Origin of the sequence: Nostoc sp. (genome assembly GCF_036919815.1) — a bacterium.
GTDB lineage: Bacteria > Cyanobacteriota > Cyanobacteriia > Cyanobacteriales > Nostocaceae > Nostoc.
The window spans coordinates 1-20,504 of sequence record NZ_JBALCE010000011.1 but is presented as its reverse complement, the minus strand read 5'-3'; the positions used below and the strand labels follow the sequence as shown (position 1 = coordinate 20,504).

Here is a 20,504-nt window from a genome sequence, read left to right as displayed (position 1 = left end):
GTGCTAAAGAAAAAGCAGGGCTATTTATTAAATCTGTTAATATAGCTTCCCATTCTTCCTGAGTTGATACTTGATAAAAACATTTTTCTTCATGGCTGGTTAAACTATCTTCAATCAGAGTTCACAATAAAAGCGATCGCATAACCTACTTCATTGGGAATGCGTTCACAAAGTAACTGATCTTGGAGTATTGCATTCCCAGATTTGCTGTAAGTAGTCAGAGAATATATCTAATTCACTCCCAGGTGCATAATCTGCAATCGCTGTCATTGCGGCTAGTGTTAATTGGCGTTTTTGCTCATCTTTGGTAAGTGAGTGTTTTTCTTGAATAACCAATTGCAGGGCTGATTGAGCTATCTTCAGGCGATCGCTTATACTCAAACTTGGAAGTGCTTGGAGAATTTCTTTGATTTGCATATAAATTTATAGAGTCGATCTATTATTAATCCTAATCAAAATATGGAGTAGGCGATCGCTTCGCTGCGACTTTGCGCGAAACAAAAAAGGCGATTATGATTAATTTGGGAAGAAATCAGAATTTAAGGTTTCATCAACAGAAAAAGGATAGTCTTTAGGAAAAATAGACAGAGGAAGTCCTGTTTCAATAGATGCTTCTTTTCGAGCGTGTTGGTAACAATTATCAAAAACTTCTGTGTAATAGCATTTTAAGCTAGGACTATCTAAAAATGCTTCTTGTAATCTTTGACGATGTTCATAGATTGTATATAACCAGCTATTGGATCGGTTCTGGGGTTGAAATTTGTATTTGAGAAGGTGCATTAAAAGCACTCTAAGATTACTCCTTAAAGCATTTTTATCACTTCTCCCCATACTTTCAATTTCTTCAATTAAATTTTCTAACTCTAATTCTAAAAAGTTTTTGTTTTTTAATAAATAAACAGTGTGTTCTAACCACAAGTGATAATCTTGTGCATAAAGATTATTGGTTTTAGGAACAGATTGATTGCCCATAATTTTCTCCTTTATGGATATATAATTTTAACATTACTTGTGTTATTTTAGAGTGTGCGTTAGCGTAGCTTACGGCAGGTATCGCCTCTTTTCTTTTTTCTTTGCGGTTCATTCAAAACAGTCTAGGCGTACCCCTACTATACAAGACTATACAAGCAAGCTACGCCTAGCGTCTGGCAGAAAATGCATCTTGACAGTTCGTTAAAACAGCGTAGGCCAAACCCTCTGTTCACGTAGCGTCTGGTAGAGAAGGCATCGCCTGTTTTTTTAACTAACTGTCCGTTTCATCGGAATTTCTATCCAGAACTCACAGCCGTTACCAGGTTCAGAAACACACTTGATATTACCGCCGTGTTTTTCCACAATAATTTGGTAGCTGATAGATAACCCCAAACCAGTACCTTTTCCAGGTTGTTTGGTAGTAAAGAAAGGTTCAAAAATGCGCGATCGCATCATCTCTGAAATCTCATAACCATTGTTAGCAATCCAAATCAGAATAGTATTCCCTTTTGTGACTTCTGTACGAATCCAAATTTTAGGATTATCAATTGTTTTTCCAGCTTTCTCTGAGTTTTGCAGTGCATCGATCGCATTGTTAAGAATATTCATAAATACCTGATTAATCTGGGCTGCATAGCATACTACCAGGGGCAAATCACCATATTGCTTAACTACCTCAATAGCAAAAGAATTGGTCTGTGCTTGCAGTCGATGTTGTAAAATTAGCAAAGTACTTTCGATGCCTTCATGAAGGTCAACTGGCTTCATTCCTGCTTCGTTAAGGTGAGAAAAACTTCGCAACGACAAGACTAATTGAGAGATCCGATCTGCCCCCATTTTCATTGAAGTCAGAATTTTGGGCAAGTCATCACTAATGAAATCTAAATCCAGTGCTGCTGCTTGCTTTTGAATTTCTCCTGTTGCCTTAGGATACTCTTTCTGATAGAGGCACAGTAATTTAAGTAAATTTTCGGCATGTTCAGTAACATAAGTAATGTTGCCATAAATAAAACTAATCGGATTGTTAATTTCATGTGCTACACCAGCAACTAACTGCCCTAAGCCTGCCATTTTCTCACTTTGAATCAACTGGCTCTGAGTGTTCTGCAATTCTTTAAGAGTCTGGGTGATTTCTTCTTTTTGACGTTGAGTTTGTTCGAGTAATTCCGCTTGCTGAAGTCCTACCCCTAACTGAGTCCCAATCTGCATCAGCAAATCTACCTCATCTTCTTGCCAATCACGGGGTTTGATATTTTGATAAGCTGCTAGTAATCCCCAGAGTTTCTCCCCCTGAAAAATCGGCACAATCATATATGCCCTAGCCTCCATTAGCTCGATTAGCGCAATATATGGAATAGAATAATCAGTGCTGTAAATATCCTTAATGACAAGAGTTTTACCATTAGCAAAGTCTCGAACTTGGTTTTTTTGCAAATAATCATCTGCTCCGGCGTAGCCCGCACTTCGACCCTTCTCTACGAGACGCTGCGCGTAGCTTGCTTCCACGTCCCTTGCGCGTCCCGCAGGGAAGTGGTACGACGCAGGCTCAGGGCAGGCAAGCTCAGTGACCGTCGTAGACATCGCAGATATAATTTCCTTTACTGGTGTCCAACCTGGCGCTAAAGACTCAGCAACAAATTCCCCACTCCAATCAGCCCCGAATCGATAGATTGTGACTCTATCAACTTCCAATAGCCGTCGGACTTCTTCTGTACTGGTAGCAAAGATGGTGTCAATATCAAGAGACTGGCGAATTTTCTCCACCGTTGCAGCTAACGCCTTCTCCCTTTCGGCTGCTTTCCGTTCTCGTTCGGCGGCTTTAGCCAGTTTTTGGGCTTGCACCTGCACCTGTTTCAATGATTCAGCTTGCTGTAATGCTACCCCCAATTGGGTGCTAACTTGGGTAAGAAAGTAAACCTCATCTTTTTCCCAATCACGGCTTCGGGCGTTCTGGTACACTGCTAGCATGCCCCAGAGCGTCTGACCGTGGTAAATGGCAATGATTACATAAGCTCTTGCTTGATATATCTCTAAGATTTTAATGTAACAGTCGCTAAAACCTGCACTGTAAATATCATTACAAACACGGTAAACTTCACACCGACTGAAGCTACCACCCTCTGTATCTTGTAAGTAGGTATCAGTGAGTGGGGGTTTAGCTAAATCTTTGGCGCTACATTCGCTGACGTTTTCTTTCAATTCCGGGCGCTGTAACTGCTGCTCCATCAGGGAGATCCAACCCTCTGCCACTGATTCAAACACGAATTCACCACTCCAATCGGGATTGAAGCGATAAATAGCCACGCGGTCAGCATTTAGCATCTGCCTAAGTTCTACAGTGCTTGTGCGGAAAATGCTTTCCAAGTCTAGGAATTGACGAATTTTCTCAATGGTTATAGCTATGGTTTTCTGCCATTGAGCTGCCTTTTCTCTGGCTTTTGCTTGTGCTAATTGTGCTGATTGTAATTTCACTTGTTCCAGGTAATCTGCTTGCTGCAAGGCAACTCCCAGATGTTCGGCGATTAATTGCACAAACTCAATTTCTGATGCTTCCCATTCACGAGGACTACTACACTGATGAATACACAGCAATCCCCATAAATCTTTACCTTTCATTAAAGGGGTAGTTATATTGGCACGTACCTGGAATCTTTCTAGCATTTGGATGTGACAATCACTGATACTAGCTTGATATATATCAGCGATTGCTTTAATCCGACCTTGCTGATATAGTTCGGCAAACTGCGCAGCAAAGCAGTGGTCATGCACTTTCTCTGCTAGTGCCGAACCCCATTCTGCTCCCACATCTTCATAGATAAATTCCCCTTCCCATCCCAATTCGGGATAAAAACGAAACACACCAACCCGATCAGTTTTCAGAAGCTTGCGTACTTCAGTGACTGTAATTTTGAAGATAGTTTCTATGTCTAGAGACTCACGAATGCGGGCAATAACGCCAGACAAGGCTTTTTGTTGCTCATTCTGACGTAAGGGGGATGTCACATCTGAATGAGATTCTTGCTGGTCTGAAGGTTGTATAGGTTGAATCGTAGAGGCGTTTTCCATTCCCAGTCTGATTTTAAATATTGAAAGTCTTCTATCTCATAATTCCCCTAGACAGTAGAAAGGTAACAATTATTTCCTTTAAATACTAAAAAAACAATGTAGGGACACGATAATATCGTGTCCCTACAAAAAAGTTTTTCAACTACGAGAAAATTATCGCCGCTTAGGAGTGGCGCTGCGGGTGGTGCGTTTCTCTTCCTCTTGGCGACGGCGATCGCGCCAATCTGCCAAGGTTAAATAACCAATACCACCAGTGACTACTACCAGCAGCACTACAGCAACTAAAGTCAAAATACTCAAAAATGGACTTTCCACCATGCCTCTACAGTCCGTTACGTCCCCAGACTACCATTGCAATTGACCAAGTGAACACAACTAACAGTGATACCCAACCTAGTGTCAAAATCTCCATACTCCCACTTTTCAAATAATTACAAAAGGTTTCTAATATTTATCATACTGGGAAAAGGCAGGTTAAGATTTTTTTCAATGACATTGGAAGTTTGGCGTGCGATGTCTACGACGAGCTACGCCTACGCAAACCAAACACTATCTTTTCTTGATACGCTAATACTCTACGTAATAATTAAAACTAATATAAAAAAATAGCGATCGCGGTTTTCCACTTGATGCTTTGGGAATACTAGGGTTCTGGATATATATTTCCAATCCACCAACCCCTAATATCATGCCGACATTTTTCAACTATCCTTTCCAATCTAACGGTTTTATTCCCCACGGACATTGTTATCTCTGGCAAACTGGATTAGTTTGGCTTCACATTATTTCTGATGCCACGATCGCTTTTGCCTATTATTCTATTCCCTTCTTACTGATTTACTTTATTTCCAAGCGCAAAGATGTTCCTTTCAATGGAGTCTTTTTGTTATTTGGTGCTTTTATCATTGTCTGCGGTACTGGACACTTGATGGAAATTTGGACGCTTTGGCATCCAGACTATTGGATTGCAGGTGGTTTAAAAGCTTTAACTGCCATTATTTCGATATATACGGCATTTGCATTATTTTATCTCATGCCTCAAGCTCTGACCCTACCTAGCCCTGCCCAGTTAGAAGCGATCAATCGAGTGCTTTCAACTGAAATTGTTGAGCGCAAGCGCATCGAGAAAGAACTACGCCTTGCAGAAGAAGTTGCTCAAAACTCTAGCCAAGCCAAGAGTGAATTTCTCGCTAATATGAGCCATGAACTACGTACACCCCTTAACGGCATCCTGGGTTATACACAAATTCTCCAACGCACAGAATCTTTGAGTGAAAAAGGACGCAAAGGGGTCAGTATTATTTATCAATGTGGTTCCCATCTTTTAACCCTAATTAATGATGTTCTGGATCTCTCCAAAATAGAAGCTCGGAAACTAGAATTGTATCCTGTTGATTTCTACTTGCCTGCTTTTATAGATAGCGTGACTGAAATGTGCCGCATCCGCGCAGAACAAAAGGTCATCGCATTTCACGTCCAACTCGATCCTGATTTGCCAACAGGTATTCATGCTGATGAAAAACGCTTGCGGCAAGTACTGATTAACTTGCTTAGTAATGCGATTAAATTTACTAATCAAGGCAGTGTCACCTTCAAAGTTCAGGTTATTACTCAAGAATCAAATACCAATGGACAGACTAACTACAAAATTCGCTTTCAGGTAATAGATACTGGCACAGGTATAATCCCTGAACAAGCCGAGAAAATCTTCCAGCCGTTTGAGCAAGTGGGAAATCAGAAACGACAATCTGAAGGTACAGGCTTAGGATTAGCAATCAGCCAAAACATTGTTTTGTTGATGGGCGATCAAATTCAGGTACAAAGTGAATTTGGCAAAGGTAGCACTTTCTGGTTTGAAGCAAAATTGCCAGAATCTAAAGACTGGGCAAAGGTTTCTAGAGTGGTTGAGCAGGGAACCATTATTGATTATCAAGGACAAAGGCGCACCATTTTGATTGCGGATGACAGATGGGAAAACCGATCAGTAATTGTAAATTTACTAGAGCCAGTTGGGTTTATTGTTGTAGAAGCTAGTCAGGGTCAGGAAGCATGGGAACAGGCTCTAGCCCACAAACCAGACTTGATTATTACTGACCTAGTGATGCCTATATTCGATGGATTTGAGTTGATCAATCGTTTACGTGAGTCTGAGCAATTTAAAGAGATTCCTATCATCGCTTCGTCAGCCAGTGTGTTTGCAATCGACCAGCACAAGAGTATTGATGTTGGTGCAGATGTGTTTCTACCAAAGCCTGTAGAAGCGGAAACGCTACTGGAAATGCTACGACAATTTTTGAACCTGGAATGGATTTTTGATGGGAAGGTAGACGCAATCAAAAAAAACTCTACAAGTGGTTTGGAACAACCGGAAAAGATGATTTATCCTGCCAAGGAGGTTTTGCAAGAGTTACTCGAACTCGCACAAGATGGCGATATTCAAAAAATTTTGGAACTGGCTGGGCAACTTTCTGCATCTGATGAGCAGCTAATGGTTTTTGTTCAGCAGCTTGTCCAGCTTGCTAGTAATTTTCAACTCAAACGTTTGGAAACTTTTATTCAACAATATATCAAGTAATTGGAGTTCAATTTAACTTTTAAATCCATCATGAACAAAATCACAAATAACGGATTTATTTTGATTGTGGATGATAATCCGACAAATTTATCTGTCCTGTGTGAAGCGCTCAATAGTGAGGGTTTTCGTTTCCGTGTTGCAGTCGATGGAGAAAGTGCGATCGCTCAAGCCGAACGCAATCAACCAGAGTTGATTTTGCTGGATGTACAAATGCCGGGTATTGACGGATTTGAAACTTGTTATCGTCTCAAAGCTAATCCTGTTACCCAAAACATTCCGATTATTTTCACCACTGCCTTAGCGGATACGGAAAGCAAAACGAAGGGATTTTCCCTTGGTGCAGTAGACTATATCCCTAAGCCCTTTGCACAAGAGGAAGTCATTGCTAGAGTGCGCGTGCATTTACAACTCAAACAATTGACTGAATCTTTGGAACAACAAGTTAGCGATCGCACCAAGGCTTTACAACAAGCCCAAGTCAAACTAGTGCAGCAAGAGAAACTATCAACACTCGGAGAGTTAGTCGCTGGTATTGGACATGAAATCAACAACCCCATCAACTTTATTTCCAGCAATATTTCACCCTTGCAAGAACACATTGCAGCAGTAACCGAATTGCTCCTACTGTATGAACAAGAGTATCCAAACCCAACAGCCAAAATTACCACTACTATTGATGACTTGAATATAAACTTCGTTCTCGAAGATATGGGAAAAATCTTGAACTCACTCAAGCTAGGAAGTGAACGAATTCGGAACCTTTCTAATTCACTCCGCAACTTCTGTCGCTCGGATAGGGATACTAAAATATCTGCTAATTTACACCAAGGACTAGATAGTACGCTAATGATTTTGCAACATCGCTTCAAGGCTAATGGCGATCGTCCCCGCATTGAAGTTATTAAAAATTATGGAGTATTACCAGATATCAACTGCTATATTGGGCAGATGAATCAAGTATTTATGAACATTCTGGCAAATGCAGTTGATGCTGTTGATGAAGCTATAACGCAAGGCAAAATGAACAATCTAATTCCTCAGATTAAAATTGCAACAGAAATAGATTCTGAAGAATTTGTTGTAATTCGGATTGCTGACAATGGAATTGGTATTCCTGAACGGCTTAAAAAACGCTTGTTTGAGCCGTTATTTACCACAAAAGTCGTTGGAAAAGGGACTGGACTTGGCTTGTCGATAGCATATCAAATAGTTGTAGAGAAACACGAAGGTCTATTAGAAGTGAATTCTCAACTAGGTCTAGGAACCGAGTTTATCATCAAAATTCCCACATGAGAGCAGCATTTAATTAATTACAAAACTGCTTTAGCATTTATCATACTGGAGAGTGGCGAAAATTTTTCCCAATACCCAATCCCTAATTTCTATATAGAGTGAACACAATTTTAGATCCTCAATTAATGGTAGAACGCATAGAATCCCTCAAGGCTGGAATAATTGGAGGTTTATCTGTGTGTTTCGCTTTTGCTATTACTAGTCTTTTGAATACTTTTGTACTAGCAAAGTATTTTCAGATATTCGCAAGTCTGCAAATTGATATTAACTGGCATTGGTGGGTAAGTGGTGGAATTGCAACTTTTACTGGTTTGCTATTTGGTGTCACTTACCGCTATATCATCCGCTCGGATAAAAATCCTCAACTCAAAGCTGGTGGTGTGCTGGCATTTGGCTTGGTGCGGGGATTAACTCAGATAGAACTTGGGTGGAATTCTCACAGCACAATTTTGCCTTTTGTGGTGTTGGCTTTTGAAAGTGTATTGTGGTTTGCGTTTGCTGCGTTGGCACAGCCCGCCGTAGGCATCGCTCTTGATATGGCTATTCAACTCCGTTGGGTTAAACCTTTTTCATCAATCTAAATTACCTAACATGCAAACTAAAATATCAAAGAGGAATTTTCAGAATATCTTGGCGTGTCTAAAAAATTTGGCATGGCACAGGCTCTCAATGAGTTGGGGATAGAATTAAAAGGCACACACCATCGTGGCATTGATGATGCCCGCAACATTGCAGCTATCTACAGACAGATTAAAAGCAAAAAACTAAGCTGAATAATCGCAAAGTTACCTGTTAACTACACCAACTTTGATATGTAAATACAAAATAAGGGTAGTTATGAATTAGGTTTATCCATTTTTTAGAAGCGATCGCCCCAGAAGACTAAGTTGAGAGCTATATTCAGGTAAATAGACTCCCACTATAGAGGCGCAGCAATGCTATGCCCTGACAATAGATGTGGTTTAAATAAATGAAAACTGCTGTAATAATTACGAATTACGGATTTTTAAAGACCGATGTTTGTAACGGACTATGCATAGTAGAACAATTAGCAATACCAGCGCTTTGATCATTGATGGCTCCACTACCCTCTTCACTTCCGTAGGGGTTTTAGGAGTAACATTACATGGAATCTCAATCATCTGTGTGTGATCAGAACCATTACCACCGGGAGTCAGATCGCATTCGCCTTTGCTGGTGAGAGACAAAGGTGTATGTATAGGTGTAGGTATATTTCCTGAAGAAACAGATCCTTGAGCTGAAGAACTATCGCCATTCAGTAGTAAAAGCAGAATTAAAGCAAGACCCCCAATTCCGATTATTGGCCAGAGTGGAAAAGAATCAGAACTGTCTTGTACCAAAACATCTCCCACCGAGTCAGGGAAAGTATTGAGATCCATTCCTTCTCCGTCCAAGGCTAGTGGATTGTCACTCAGCAAAATATCTCCGGCGATATCTTCTCCCAATATCTGATTGAATTCCCCTGGAATCGCGTTATTGGGGCGTCCAAGTTCCCCACCATCTTCGGAGTATGGAAAGGATAGTAGTTCAAAAATCCTCTGTTGGAGTTGCTTCTGATCTCCAGAACTCAAGGCATCCAAGCCTGTAGAGATTTTATTTAAATAAAAATTCCTCATCTCTGGCGACAGACCAAGAGATTGAATCTGCTCTTTAATGTTGGAAATTTTTGAGGCTTCCTCAAACAGCAGTCGTCCGTATGACAATTTCAAGTCTATTAATCCATTACGGAGGCTGACCGAGTTATTGACTCCTGAGTACGGCGACCAGTAGAACTGCTTGGTTACAAGTCCGAGTCCTTCTACTGGGTTGCGACTAAAACTTTGCCCAAGAAGGTATTGAGAACCATCCATAATTGCCGGGGATTGGTTTCTCCAAAATGAAGCGAAAGGCACCGCAGAGAGATTGGGATTGTTACCGTAAAAAGTAGCGAAATTCTGGAAGTTTTTCTCCCCACCAGCTGCTTGTATCAGGAGGTTTTGATAGTTAGTCCCGCCGTTTAAATCAACTAATTGCTGAACTACCGATCCAGTTTTATTGCAGCTCAAACCAAATCCTACATTACATGCAGGAATTACTCGCATCTGGCTCAAATTCTGGTTATTGATTTGGTACTGGAGATACTCAGACTCCAGTCCTTGTTGGATACCATAGCGTCCAATATTGAGCTGTGCAAAAGCAGATTGATATGTAGTGAGTACTATTGCAACAGATGAAAATCCGATGGTGGCGAAGCGAACCACTTTCTCTACGAGAGGCTCCGCAAATGGCATCGCAATTCTTTGAACAATTGATTTAGGCAAAATGCACCTCCACTATACGACAGCAATTTAATTGGGCATTGGGTACTGGTTATTTCCCTCTGCTTCCCTACTCCCCAATTCAACTCTTAGGTAAAGAAATGTTGATCGTGATTCCCGTACCTTTGAGATTTCCTGATGAGAGTGTGTGATATAAGACCAATGCCCGGTTTGGTTGGTCGAAAAGAAACCCACGACGCGTAGGTTTGATCTTCCCTTGCTTTACTAAGGAAACGAAGGCTTCTAAATACCTACGTATACCTTGACGGTTCTCTTGACTAGTATTCAGATGATGCTCAATCAGCATCATAAAGAAGTTCAAGCTCCGATTTTCCTGCCCCTGAATCAGACTGCCTTCATCTAAGAAAGAACTTGCGATGAGTCTGCCATCAACTTGTTTAACCTTAAACAGAGTAAAGTAACGCCCTTCTTTTTTAGGATCGTTTGCATAACAGACCCAAGAACCCTCTTTATTCTGTGTAAAACCTTGTTCAGCAAGGTAAGAAAGTAAAGAATTACTTGCCTTAATTTGTGGTGGAGGTAATAAATTATCAATGGGATCTAAAGAGCAAATCCTCTGCGTTATTTTCTGTTGAGAAGCAGCAGCTTCCTGAGTATAGACACGTAAAAGCTGATCATCAGACATTGCCATGCTAGACATCGCAGTCAATGCAGATACTTGGAGAACGATCGCTCCAAACAAATGAACAATGATATTCATGTTTTTCCTGTTACTCTTGCTTACGTTGTTAATAATTGAGTCATTACTAAATCAGGATTGTTCTAGCAGTCCTAAATCATTTTTTAAATTTAAGAGGTTGCCTCATTCGGTCGATGGTAAGCTAAGTTTCCACCAATCAAATAGGACTTTTATATAGGTAACTAACCACCAAAATAAACAATATCTCAAGACAACACACAATATGAATGTCTTCTTGACAACACAAAGTCGGCTTTTTGATATTTTTAGATATACAAAAAACAATTGACACCGTGTCAAAACTTTTCTATTTACTATTGTCTAATTTTTTGCCATTATCAAAGGGTTTTATGCCTTCATCGCTGGCTGTCATGATTCCTAAAAAAGGGCTTTCTTAGCTCTTTAGTATCTTTGTATAAGCAGAGTTTCAAAAGCTCTGTGCTTTGCACGTTCGGGCTTTTGTTGATTTCCGGGGTGGGTTGAATAATTTTTTGTTTTTTGGAGGTAGCACACCTAACTAGCTGTTTCAGCATGGTTAAAACTTGATGTATAAAATCATATCTCCTGAGAATAAAATAATATTACCATGAGCTTGAGGTATGCAACAGTATTGTGGACAGTTGTCAAACTTGTACACGATGAATTATAACCACCTCTTGATTAAATTTCATGACAAATAGACGAGAGTCAAAGTCAATTTATTCACACATTGATAGTATTTTAGAACCTACTACTATTATGCTTAAATCAGTACTAAATGTCATATATATAACTTAAATAACTAATGCAACTACGGACAAGAATATCTTACTATAGCTGGATAAGCCTGATCGTCTGAATTTTAAGCTACAAGCGATCGCATCAAACAAAGTTAAATTAGATTACTAAGTACAGAACACCCCAAAAGGCTATGGAATTTAATCATTCCTAAATTGGGTAGAACGTTCGCGTCCTGTAGGGAAGTGAAACCCAACATCAAGTCTGAATATTTCCGAACCCCTTTTACGGTGACGTGTACTAAGTATAAAATTTCCGATTTAGCAAGTTATTGTTGCCACAGACTTTATAAGCGTCTAAGGCTGAGATTCCCGACTTGTCTAAGTATTGTTCACAAATGATTAAGTAGGGCTATATATTGTCACGACTAAAGAGTATGTCCTTAAAGTTGCTCTGGAGATAGAGGAATATTCTGAGCAAAGCTGGTATATTTAGAAGTCTGATTAGTAACAATTTTTCACTAAATTTAAGAGATTAAGTTGGTATTTTTACAAGCCTTGGCAATATGAATGTGGAATTTTTTAACAGGATTCCTTTGATGCCTTTAATATTACTCTTATTGGCTTACACTCTCCTGGGATGGTATCTTGCTGCTCATCATATAATTTGGTTAGTGGGGGCTTTTGTTGCTGCTATGGTTATAGCTGTAGTGCGAAAGAGTATTTCTTGGTTAGAGCGTTTAGTTGAATTTGGCTCTCAAACCTTAATTGTCATATTATTTTTAAGTATATCAATTGCTTTAGTAGCAACTTGGTCATTATTATTCAGCCTTTTTATCATCCCCTTAGCAACTACGCTTTTAGGTGATTTGGAAATGCGCTTTTCTGGCTTCAATAAGCTAGATTCCTTTTGGGTTTTAACAGTCATAGCGGTCTTGGGATTGGTAGTGGGCGAAACAATAGATATTCTACTTTTTCCCAGTAGCAGATACTAAATAATTAAGTATTAAGCTTGATCAAACAAAGCACGATTATTCATTACTACTCAATCATTCTCTAGAGTATTAGAAATCCACCCGTGGACGGACGCTTTACTGAGTCCGATTTTTACCCTATTAAGCGACGAACCGCTATACGCCCTTACTCATGTATCCATAGCAGGGATTTCGTCAAATAGTATCAGAAATTCTAAATCATGAAAAACCTATTTTTTAATTTTTAATTCCTTCTCTTGGGGGTTGACAGTGCCAATTTTAGATTTTGAATTGAAGGAATAATCTAAAATCCAAAATTGTTTGATTGAGTGTAAATTCAAGTAAGGGCAGCTTCGGAAAGAAATATGATAGGGTTAGAATGAAAGAAGGTCTTAATTACAGGTGCAACATCAGGTATCGGTCAGGCGATCGCGATCATAACTTGCTCAAGAAGGGTGCAACATCGCCATTGATTACTGCAAAGACTCTAAAGCTGCGCCAGACACACCAATGAATCAAGCCTGGATAGATGAAGATAGAAAAAAAGGTGATGTCTATGATGGTCACTGACTTGTGCCGAGCGCAGTCGGGGTAGCTTTGTCGTTGGCATAGCCTCTCGTAGAGAAGTGCGGGCTACGCCTACGCGGAAAGTCACATCTTAATGGGGCGTGCTGGTTTCTCTGAGGAAATGGCAGCCGCAGTAGCTTTTTTAGGTTCGGATGAAGCCGCCTACATCACCGGATAAACCTTGTTTGTAGATGGTGGATTGACTTTGGATGCTGACTTCCGGGAAAACTGGTCAGCTTGAGGTAAGGGTTGCGTATTTTCCACAATAGAGCCGATACATACCATTAGTGGAATTAGACGTCCATGACTAGCGCGATCGATAATAACAGTCTGCTCGAAGCAGAAGCCTGGGAATTGTTGGAAGAGTCGATAATTTATTACCAAGGAAGACCCATTGGTACTGTAGCCGCCCACGATCCGGAGTCAGATGCACTCAATTATGACCAGTGCTTCCTCCGCGATTTTGTCCCTTCTGCCTTGGTGTTTCTCATGCACGGCAAAGTAGAGATTGTGCGTAACTTCTTAGTAGAAACACTGAAATTACAAAGTCATGAAAAGCAGATAGACTGCTTTGAACCGGGAGCGGGGTTAATGCCTGCAAGTTTCAAAGTACATTCCAAGGGGAATGAGGAATTTTTGGTCGCTGATTTTGGTGAACTGGCGATCGCTCGTGTTCCTCCAATTGATTCTTGTATGTGGTGGATTCTCCTGCTACGCGCTTATGAAAAAGTTACAGGCGATTTAACCCTAGCGCGTCAGCCAGATTTTCAAGCAGGAATCAAGTTAATTTTGGATCTTTGCTTGGTACATCGCTTTTCCATGTACCCAACAATGTTAGTTCCCGATGGCGCGTTTATGATTGACCGTCGCATGGGAGTCTACGAACATCCTCTAGAAATTCAGGTGTTATTCTATGCCTCCCTCAGGGCTGCTAATGAATTGCTTTTACCAGATGGGGATAGCGATAGCTACCTTGGTAAAGTCAATAAGCGATTGGGATCTTTGAAATATCATATCCGCAACTATTACTGGCTAGACCTGAAGCGATTGGGGGAAATCTATCGTTACAAGGATAACGAATTTGGTAAAGAAATTGTTAATAAATTCAACATCAACTCAGAATCAATTCCCACTTGGTTGACCGAGTGGTTGCCCGAAACTGGAGGATATTTAGCGGGAAATCTGGGGCCGGGACGGATAGATTTTCGCTTTTTTGCTCTGGGAAATCTGATGGCAATCTTAGCTTCCTTAGCAAGCGAAAAAGAATCTCAAAGCATTATGAATTTATTTGCCCAACGTTGGCAAGACTTGATCGGCTATATGCCTGTTAAAATCTGTTTTCCAGCAATGGATGGTTTAGAGTGGAGAATTGTTACAGGATGTGATTCTAAAAACAGGGCTTGGTCTTATCACAACGGCGGGAACTGGCCCGTTTTACTGTGGTTATTTACTGCCGCCGCACTCAAAGCAGGTCGAACAGAACTTGCCCAAGCAGCGATCGCCATTGCCGAAAGGCGTTTATTTAAGGATAAATTCCCAGAATACTACGATGGCAACAATGGCCGTTTGATTGGCAAAGAAGCCAGAATTTATCAAACTTGGAGCATTGCCGGATTGCTAGCAGCCAAAAAGTTCGTAGAAAATCCAGAGTACTTGGAATTAATCAGCTTTGCAGAAGGACTTGAAGTCCCAGGCTGTAGCCTCTAGGTACTGATTGCCCCCCAAGGCTCTAAAGAGAAGATGATTTAGTGGTGTAACTATACAGGGTGTCTCTGCTAACTAGTACAGAGGGCATCTAAATCCAGCTACCATTTCAATTAACCAGACAAGAGATAGACAACCTGCTCACAGCAACTAGTTAAAGGTAGGCAAACTTCCGCCTGTACTAGCTACACTGACAGTAAGATCACAAACAACCAAACTTTTAGTAAGTATAAGTTAATAAATAGCCGATTTGTGCTAGATAAAATCGTGATCAACAGGTTGTGGCGATCGCACAGCCTGATTCTCTATAAGACTTACGCAAAACTACATGAGGTAGGGGCAATTCATGTAGACGAAGGCTGACCGCAGGGTATTGCCCCTACCTCAAAATCAGGGTTCAGGCTATTGTTTGTCTAAGTCCTGTCTAACTTGGGCTGCGCCAACGAGTCACCCTGCGTCTGAATCCCCTTCTAAAATACCGGATAACTGATACACTATATTGTAAGAGGTATCTGAAGTGTCATACTTTCTAATATCACCAGATAGTCTTTGCATCCTTAACACGTTTTAACGTGTATAAACCATGAAAATTACTTCAGATTTAATTCCAGAATTTGAAAAACTATTCAGAGAAAAATTACAACTAAACAATTGTAAACTCAGAAAGAAAAGACAAGAGAATAATTATGAAATTATTACTCCAGCCAAAGACATTTTTTTGATGTATTGGTCGGAATTCCCAGAAGTTAACTTAATCTATCAGGCTGTAGGGGTACGTACTCACCAGACTGAAGTTTATGAGCGAGCTATCCGCTCCCACATTAGTTTTTGTGTGAGTAGTATCAAGGAGAATCCTCACTCGGAATCACCATTGTTGGTGAAATAAGTAATACTCAGATAACACCGAGAATGCTTACTAAACACAAGATCACCGTACTAGTCCAGTCTAATTATTCACACTCTCAGCTCTAAATAGATGCAGATTATTAAAACATCACTGTTTTAATATCCTGATTAGACATCTCGAAAAAGAATGTAGAGACGTAGCAGTGCTACGTCTCTACAAGGGTTCTGGGTAAGGCATATTTAATTTCTGGAGATGTCTATTTTTCAGGTTCCCATACTGACCACGTTTGCACAAAAAAGTGTCTAAAGCACACATATATCGACCTGACGTCGGACACATCTTCAAGGGTTTTCAAGCGGCATTCTGATAAAAGCATCTCGCTAGAATCGGATTAAAGATTGTAGCACAAAGTTATTCATCTTCGTCTCCTGGCGGTCGTTCGCTCTCGCTTTGTTGGGCGTTCCACTCCAAAACAATGCGTTCCAACATCTCAACTTGCGTACAGTTATTAACATCTGCGTATACTTTAATCAACTCCCTGACTTTAGGACTTACGTGGCGAATCTCTAGTTGGTTATCTTGTACCATGTCCATTAAGTTTTAGTGTCCATTACATATGTTGAACCATTAAAGTATGGCTGTTGCAATAAATTTTGAATTATTTAGTTTTAAAATCGCTTAACCTGGCGGGGCTGCTTCTTCAAAGGGACGGATAATCGCAGGGGCTGGTGTAACTTCTGGTTTAAAAATTCCTTGCAATGCTTGTTCTAAGGTTTGTGCCATGACAATCCGGTTTTCGTAAGCCACCACTACCCGCACCAAAGTTGGTAAACTATTCTGTGTGGCTTCTAGATAGATTGGCTCGACATAGAGCAGCGATTGGTCAATGGGAATGACTAGTAGATTTCCTTGAATGGCTCTCGAACCCTGGCGATTCCACAGAGAAATTTGCTGGGAAATTACTGGGTCTTGGTTAATCCGCGCCTCGATTTGCTCTGGGCCGAAAACTAGGCGTTCTTTAGGAAAGACATATAACACTAGCCTACCGTAGTTCTTGCCATCCGATCGCGCCGCTAACCAAGCGATTAAATTAGTCCGTTGTTTGGGAGTATAGGGCAGAAGCAGGATAAATTCTTCTCTACGAGAGGCTGCACCAACAAAAGGTACGGTGGGTAAACTAGTAATCAAATAGTACGGATCTACCGGACGTGTTTCACTACCATAGATTTCGTTGGGGATTTGCCACTGGTCTTCCCGATTGTAAAATACCTGGGAGTCGGTCATGTGATAGGTCATCAACCGCTCAGATTGAATTTTGAAAAAGTCCACCGGATACCGGGTATGACTACGGAGATTTACTGGCATTGTACTGAGCGGTTTGAACATTTGGGGAAATATTGCTGACCAAGTGGCAATGATCGGATCGCTCTGATCGGCAATGTAAAACTTAACAGTGCCGTGATAGGCATCAATTACTACCTTGATCGAGTTGCGAATGTAGTTGATCCCATCGTTACCAGAGTCTGAGTAAGGATAGCGATCGCTCGTCGTGTAGGCATCAACAATCCAGTAAAGATAACTGGGATTACTTGGGAAATCTTGATTAGCAGTAGCGACTAAATAGGGATCGCTGTCAAATTTCAGGAAAGGTGCGATCGCTTCAATTCTTTGCTTGACATTTCGCCGAAGTAGCACCTTTGTATCTGGCAAAAAGTCCCGTGTCAGCAACATCTGCCAATCTTTCAAATAGATTGCAAATAGCCAGCGTCGCCATCCTGAACCGATTTCAACGCCACCCAAACCATCGTAAGAGTTGTAAACATTGTCACTACCACTAGGGTAGTCTAGCTCTCTAACTTTTGTGCCACTCATCACATAAGTATTAGTGATTTCACCGTAATAAATTCGGGGTTGTCCAATGGGAATGCTTTCACGAATCGCTTCATTGGAAGTTGTGAGGGCGCTACTATTACCGCTAATATCTTTCACAAAATATTCTGGTAGCCCACCCGGACCAACTGTATTAACTGGGCTAACAGTAAACCCAAAACCGTGGGTATAAATAAGGCGGCGGTTAACCCATGTTTGAGCTTCCTGTGGTACGGCACTGTAGTCTAATTCTCGTGCGGCAATCAGTACCTGCCGCCGTTCTGTTGGTTCTAGCGGCTTTTGGGTGGCTGATGGTCGGCGTGAAGTTGCATCTGTTTTGAGAGTATAGCGGTCAATATCGGCATCAGGGAACCGATAGTAAGGCCGAATTTGTTGCAGCTGACGGTTAGTTTCTAACAATGGTCGCTGATCCCACAGGCGAATATTCCGAATTGTCAAGTCATTCTTTTGAATATCAGCTTCAGTCAATCTTCCTTGTGGGTTGAAAGTTCTGGAATCGATCGCATCTAAATCAAATGCTTGGCGAGTCAAGGCGATAGTACGCTGAATGTAGGGTTGCTCTCGTTGCAACTCATTCGGTTGGACAATTAAATATTGCACCACACTAGGTAGAACACCCTCAGCCACTGCAACCAGTATTAGATAAACCCCTAACCCGTAAAACACCAAGGGACGATACTGAGATTTGGGTTTCCAGAAAAATGTTCGCCAAAGTAAGTAAAAGGCGATCGCTACTGCGAGGATGCACAAAACGGTGTCAGCTGGCAACTGGGCTGTCACATCCGTATAGTAGGCACCATAACTAACTCCACGGGTAGAATACACCAGTTCATAGCGACTCAGCCAATAACTCAGCGCCACTACCAGCATCAACAAGCTACCCATCCCGGATAAATGACGCTGCTGCTGGGGCGAAAAACCGGGGAAAATTCCCTGACTCAAACTGTCGCCTGACAGGAGATAAGTGAGAGTAACGGCGACAAAGCCATACAAAGATAATCCCATCAGCCAGAGTTCTAGCAGTTCCCAAAAGGGTAAGGAAAATATGTAAAAGCTGATATCTCGACCAAATAAAGGCTCAGTGCTGTTGAAAAGGGTGGGGTGGAAATATTGCAGCACCTTTGGCCAGTGTTGGAATAGGATGAACGCAAAAATGGGACAGAACAAAAGTGCGATCGCTCTTAATAAAAATTGGGGATAGATTAAAATTGCGATCGCGCCAACCACAATTAAACTGAGATGCCAGACTTGAGAAACAATTTGCCTTAAGAGTTGGCAGATTGTCTCTGGTCGAAATCGGGCGGGAATCGGTAAACTAGCGTTATTAACTGGAGAATGCCAGTAGAAAAGAGCAATTTGACCATAGTGAGCCAGCATCAACCCGATCAATAAGCTCAGTAACAGAGTTAGGGGTAATAACCAGCGCAATCTTAATGGTTGAAAGCGTTGCAGCGCAAGTATCTGGGTTTCGTTGCGTCTTGGATAACGAGGACTGAGAAAATTTGTTAATTCACTCCCCAGTTCTGCTTCCTCACGCCTGACTTCCTCAATCTTCAAAGACTGGGGATATTTTAGCCGTTGTGCGAGAGCCAGATTTAGCAGTAGATAGACAGCAGTGATTCCAGCCACCACCAACCACAAAACACCACCAGTTACCACTCTCAACAGAAATACTTGGAGATAGCCGACTTCCTGAAACCAAAAAATCTCTGCTCCCAGGCGGGAACCCAGATCCAACACTAGCCACAGCCCCAAAAATATAATTAATAGTCTAAAGCCCCATTTCCAATACATTGATATCTAATTTAAGAAGAACGCCAATTCTCTATTTGCAAGCCGGGTACTCTTTGAAATTCTCGAACATTAGATATTACAACAATATGATTGTGAGTTACTGCTGTTGCTGCGATCGGTAGATCATAAGAACCGATAGGAGTACCTGCTGTTTTAAAAATACTTCTAATTTGGGCAGCTTGTTCAGCTTCTTCCACACCAAAAGGTAAAATTGTAATTGAACCTAATAATGCTTCAATCAATGATCGAATTTTCAAGGCACGTTGGGGATTGATTGCTAATCTATACTTCACCTCCATTACTGTTAAGGAGGAAATAAAAATATCAGTGGGAGTAGTAGACTTTAATAGCTTGAGAGTGTTTTCTTCTCCCTTGACAAAATCACTAATTACGCAGGTATCGAGTAAGTAACCCATAATTAATTACAACTCGATTTCGTTAAGTGGTAGCAGTTCGTCTCTGTAGGACTCAAAAATGATACTTTCTACTACACCTTGATGTTGCATAATCGTTTCTGGCCAAGTCATGGGTTTTGTTTCTAAGAAAGTAACAAAGACTCTGCTTTCAGTAATACCTTGTGGTGTTTCAGCTAGTTCTATTTTGCCGTTTTTATAAATTCCTTCAATGGTTCGTAGCATTATTGTTTACCTCCTATTTAATTTCTAGTGGCATCTATTGCTGCTCTGGTGGGACGAGTCTATTGTATCGAGCGCTTGTTCCAGAATGATTATACATAATGAGTTCTGGAATTATTTCTCGCAGCTTTTGCCCTTATCCCCTAACCCCTTATCCCTTGGATCTCGACTGTTGCAGTTCTGAACACCAAGTTCCGAGTTCAGAGGTCGAAGTTCCGAGTTCAAAGGTCGAAGTTCCGAGTTCAAAGGTCGAAGTTCCGAGTTCAGAGGTCGAAGTTCCGAGTTCAAAGGTCAAAGTTCCGAGTGTGGAGTTCTGAGCCTCAACATAGGAGATTAGAGGTTTATTTCTTCTGTTCTCTTGGTTGAGTCGATGGGGGATATTATTCCCCGCACCTCTCAGTTAGATCCGTGCGTACCCATTTCTGTGTACACGGCTCCCGATGTTCTCAGCTT

General features: G+C 41.1%; 18 protein-coding genes and 2 pseudogenes. 9 read left to right on the top strand and 11 right to left on the bottom strand.

Annotated elements, in window-relative coordinates; genetic code table 11:
- Positions 1 to 165: 165 nt before the first annotated feature.
- From V7K15_RS03315 to petN, 5 genes are all read right to left on the bottom strand, one after another.
- Positions 166 to 417 (bottom strand): hypothetical protein, encoded by a 252-nt coding sequence (locus V7K15_RS03315; RefSeq protein ID WP_334902994.1) that lies wholly within the window; start codon positions 415 to 417, stop codon positions 166 to 168.
- Positions 418 to 516: 99 nt separating this feature from the next.
- Positions 517 to 972: a DUF29 domain-containing protein gene (locus tag V7K15_RS03310; RefSeq protein WP_334902992.1), complete on the bottom strand. Its 456-nt coding sequence runs from the start codon at positions 970 to 972 to the stop codon at positions 517 to 519.
- A 267-nt stretch (positions 973 to 1,239) separates the two neighbouring features.
- Positions 1,240 to 4,038, bottom strand: a complete 2,799-nt coding sequence (locus tag V7K15_RS03305; protein WP_334902990.1) for a GAF domain-containing sensor histidine kinase — start codon at positions 4,036 to 4,038, stop codon at positions 1,240 to 1,242.
- Between the two features lie 153 nt (positions 4,039 to 4,191).
- Positions 4,192 to 4,356, bottom strand: a complete 165-nt coding sequence (locus V7K15_RS03300) for a hypothetical protein (RefSeq protein WP_334903224.1) — start codon at positions 4,354 to 4,356, stop codon at positions 4,192 to 4,194.
- A 4-nt stretch (positions 4,357 to 4,360) separates the two neighbouring features.
- A complete protein-coding gene (gene petN / locus V7K15_RS03295) occupies positions 4,361 to 4,450 on the bottom strand; it encodes a cytochrome b6-f complex subunit PetN (protein ID WP_012408302.1) in 90 nt (29 codons plus the stop codon).
- A gap of 276 nt (positions 4,451 to 4,726) precedes the next feature.
- On the opposite strand from petN, the gene V7K15_RS03290 reads away from it, so the two are divergent.
- From V7K15_RS03290 to V7K15_RS03275, 4 genes and pseudogenes are all read left to right on the top strand, one after another.
- Positions 4,727 to 6,613, top strand: a complete 1,887-nt coding sequence (locus V7K15_RS03290; protein ID WP_334902988.1) for an ATP-binding protein — start codon at positions 4,727 to 4,729, stop codon at positions 6,611 to 6,613.
- Between the two features lie 30 nt (positions 6,614 to 6,643).
- Positions 6,644 to 7,906, top strand: coding sequence for a sensor histidine kinase (locus V7K15_RS03285; protein ID WP_334902986.1), 1,263 nt, complete (start codon positions 6,644 to 6,646; stop codon positions 7,904 to 7,906).
- 125 nt (positions 7,907 to 8,031) lie between these two features.
- The gene (locus V7K15_RS03280) at positions 8,032 to 8,487 is read left to right on the top strand and encodes a hypothetical protein (RefSeq protein ID WP_334903210.1); all 456 of its coding nucleotides are present in this window, start codon (positions 8,032 to 8,034) and stop codon (positions 8,485 to 8,487) included.
- 21 nt (positions 8,488 to 8,508) lie between these two features.
- Positions 8,509 to 8,679, top strand: a pseudogene (locus V7K15_RS03275) (3'-5' exonuclease); the annotation flags it as partial.
- 216 nt (positions 8,680 to 8,895) lie between these two features.
- On the opposite strand, the gene V7K15_RS03270 reads toward V7K15_RS03275, so the two are convergent.
- A complete protein-coding gene (locus tag V7K15_RS03270; protein ID WP_334902984.1) occupies positions 8,896 to 10,227 on the bottom strand; it encodes a hypothetical protein in 1,332 nt (443 codons plus the stop codon).
- A gap of 79 nt (positions 10,228 to 10,306) precedes the next feature.
- Positions 10,307 to 10,945: a hypothetical protein gene (locus V7K15_RS03265; RefSeq protein ID WP_334902982.1), complete on the bottom strand. Its 639-nt coding sequence runs from the start codon at positions 10,943 to 10,945 to the stop codon at positions 10,307 to 10,309.
- A gap of 1,261 nt (positions 10,946 to 12,206) precedes the next feature.
- On the opposite strand from V7K15_RS03265, the gene V7K15_RS03260 reads away from it, so the two are divergent.
- The 4 genes and pseudogenes from V7K15_RS03260 to V7K15_RS03240 all read left to right on the top strand — a co-directional run bounded on the left by V7K15_RS03260 (position 12,207) and on the right by V7K15_RS03240 (position 15,771).
- Positions 12,207 to 12,635, top strand: a complete 429-nt coding sequence (locus V7K15_RS03260; protein WP_334902981.1) for a hypothetical protein — start codon at positions 12,207 to 12,209, stop codon at positions 12,633 to 12,635.
- Positions 12,636 to 13,251: 616 nt separating this feature from the next.
- Positions 13,252 to 13,422, top strand: a pseudogene (locus tag V7K15_RS03250) (SDR family oxidoreductase); the annotation flags it as partial.
- A gap of 62 nt (positions 13,423 to 13,484) precedes the next feature.
- Positions 13,485 to 14,888, top strand: coding sequence for a glycoside hydrolase 100 family protein (locus V7K15_RS03245; RefSeq protein ID WP_334902979.1), 1,404 nt, complete (start codon positions 13,485 to 13,487; stop codon positions 14,886 to 14,888).
- A gap of 580 nt (positions 14,889 to 15,468) precedes the next feature.
- A complete protein-coding gene (locus V7K15_RS03240; protein ID WP_334902977.1) occupies positions 15,469 to 15,771 on the top strand; it encodes a hypothetical protein in 303 nt (100 codons plus the stop codon).
- A gap of 372 nt (positions 15,772 to 16,143) precedes the next feature.
- Here V7K15_RS03240 and V7K15_RS03235 read toward each other — a convergent pair whose 3' ends face one another.
- From V7K15_RS03235 to V7K15_RS03220, 4 genes are all read right to left on the bottom strand, one after another.
- A complete protein-coding gene (locus V7K15_RS03235; protein ID WP_292790110.1) occupies positions 16,144 to 16,326 on the bottom strand; it encodes a hypothetical protein in 183 nt (60 codons plus the stop codon).
- An 84-nt stretch (positions 16,327 to 16,410) separates the two neighbouring features.
- On the bottom strand, positions 16,411 to 19,416 hold the full coding sequence (locus V7K15_RS03230; RefSeq protein WP_334902975.1) for a UPF0182 family protein: 3,006 nt from the start codon (positions 19,414 to 19,416) through the stop codon (positions 16,411 to 16,413).
- Positions 19,417 to 19,427: 11 nt separating this feature from the next.
- Positions 19,428 to 19,832 (bottom strand): type II toxin-antitoxin system VapC family toxin, encoded by a 405-nt coding sequence (locus V7K15_RS03225; RefSeq protein ID WP_334902973.1) that lies wholly within the window; start codon positions 19,830 to 19,832, stop codon positions 19,428 to 19,430.
- A 6-nt stretch (positions 19,833 to 19,838) separates the two neighbouring features.
- Entirely contained in the window at positions 19,839 to 20,054 is a 216-nt protein-coding gene (locus V7K15_RS03220) for a hypothetical protein (protein ID WP_334902972.1), read from the bottom strand.
- 98 nt (positions 20,055 to 20,152) lie between these two features.
- On the opposite strand from V7K15_RS03220, the gene V7K15_RS03215 reads away from it, so the two are divergent.
- Positions 20,153 to 20,368 carry a hypothetical protein gene (locus V7K15_RS03215; protein WP_334902970.1) on the top strand — a complete coding sequence of 72 codons (216 nt, stop codon included), beginning with the start codon at positions 20,153 to 20,155 and terminating at the stop codon, positions 20,366 to 20,368.
- The last annotated feature ends 136 nt before the right edge of the window (positions 20,369 to 20,504 follow it).

What these genes read in the sequence shown, in the direction of transcription:
- V7K15_RS03245 (WP_334902979.1), top strand. Translation starts at nt 13,485, where the DNA reads ATGACTAGCGCGATCGATAATAACAGTCTGCTCGAAGCAGAAGCCTGG.
- petN (WP_012408302.1), bottom strand. Translation starts at nt 4,450, where the DNA reads ATGGAGATTTTGACACTAGGTTGGGTATCACTGTTAGTTGTGTTCACT.
- V7K15_RS03235 (WP_292790110.1), bottom strand. Translation starts at nt 16,326, where the DNA reads ATGGACATGGTACAAGATAACCAACTAGAGATTCGCCACGTAAGTCCT.
- V7K15_RS03230 (WP_334902975.1), bottom strand. Translation starts at nt 19,416, where the DNA reads ATGTATTGGAAATGGGGCTTTAGACTATTAATTATATTTTTGGGGCTG.
- V7K15_RS03215 (WP_334902970.1), top strand. Translation starts at nt 20,153, where the DNA reads ATGAGTTCTGGAATTATTTCTCGCAGCTTTTGCCCTTATCCCCTAACC.
- V7K15_RS03240 (WP_334902977.1), top strand. Translation starts at nt 15,469, where the DNA reads ATGAAAATTACTTCAGATTTAATTCCAGAATTTGAAAAACTATTCAGA.
- V7K15_RS03305 (WP_334902990.1), bottom strand. Translation starts at nt 4,038, where the DNA reads ATGGAAAACGCCTCTACGATTCAACCTATACAACCTTCAGACCAGCAA.
- V7K15_RS03310 (WP_334902992.1), bottom strand. Translation starts at nt 972, where the DNA reads ATGGGCAATCAATCTGTTCCTAAAACCAATAATCTTTATGCACAAGAT.
- V7K15_RS03280 (WP_334903210.1), top strand. Translation starts at nt 8,032, where the DNA reads ATGGTAGAACGCATAGAATCCCTCAAGGCTGGAATAATTGGAGGTTTA.
- V7K15_RS03285 (WP_334902986.1), top strand. Translation starts at nt 6,644, where the DNA reads ATGAACAAAATCACAAATAACGGATTTATTTTGATTGTGGATGATAAT.
- V7K15_RS03290 (WP_334902988.1), top strand. Translation starts at nt 4,727, where the DNA reads ATGCCGACATTTTTCAACTATCCTTTCCAATCTAACGGTTTTATTCCC.
- V7K15_RS03265 (WP_334902982.1), bottom strand. Translation starts at nt 10,945, where the DNA reads ATGAATATCATTGTTCATTTGTTTGGAGCGATCGTTCTCCAAGTATCT.
- V7K15_RS03260 (WP_334902981.1), top strand. Translation starts at nt 12,207, where the DNA reads ATGAATGTGGAATTTTTTAACAGGATTCCTTTGATGCCTTTAATATTA.
- V7K15_RS03225 (WP_334902973.1), bottom strand. Translation starts at nt 19,832, where the DNA reads ATGGGTTACTTACTCGATACCTGCGTAATTAGTGATTTTGTCAAGGGA.
- V7K15_RS03300 (WP_334903224.1), bottom strand. Translation starts at nt 4,356, where the DNA reads ATGGTGGAAAGTCCATTTTTGAGTATTTTGACTTTAGTTGCTGTAGTG.
- V7K15_RS03315 (WP_334902994.1), bottom strand. Translation starts at nt 417, where the DNA reads ATGCAAATCAAAGAAATTCTCCAAGCACTTCCAAGTTTGAGTATAAGC.
- V7K15_RS03220 (WP_334902972.1), bottom strand. Translation starts at nt 20,054, where the DNA reads ATGCTACGAACCATTGAAGGAATTTATAAAAACGGCAAAATAGAACTA.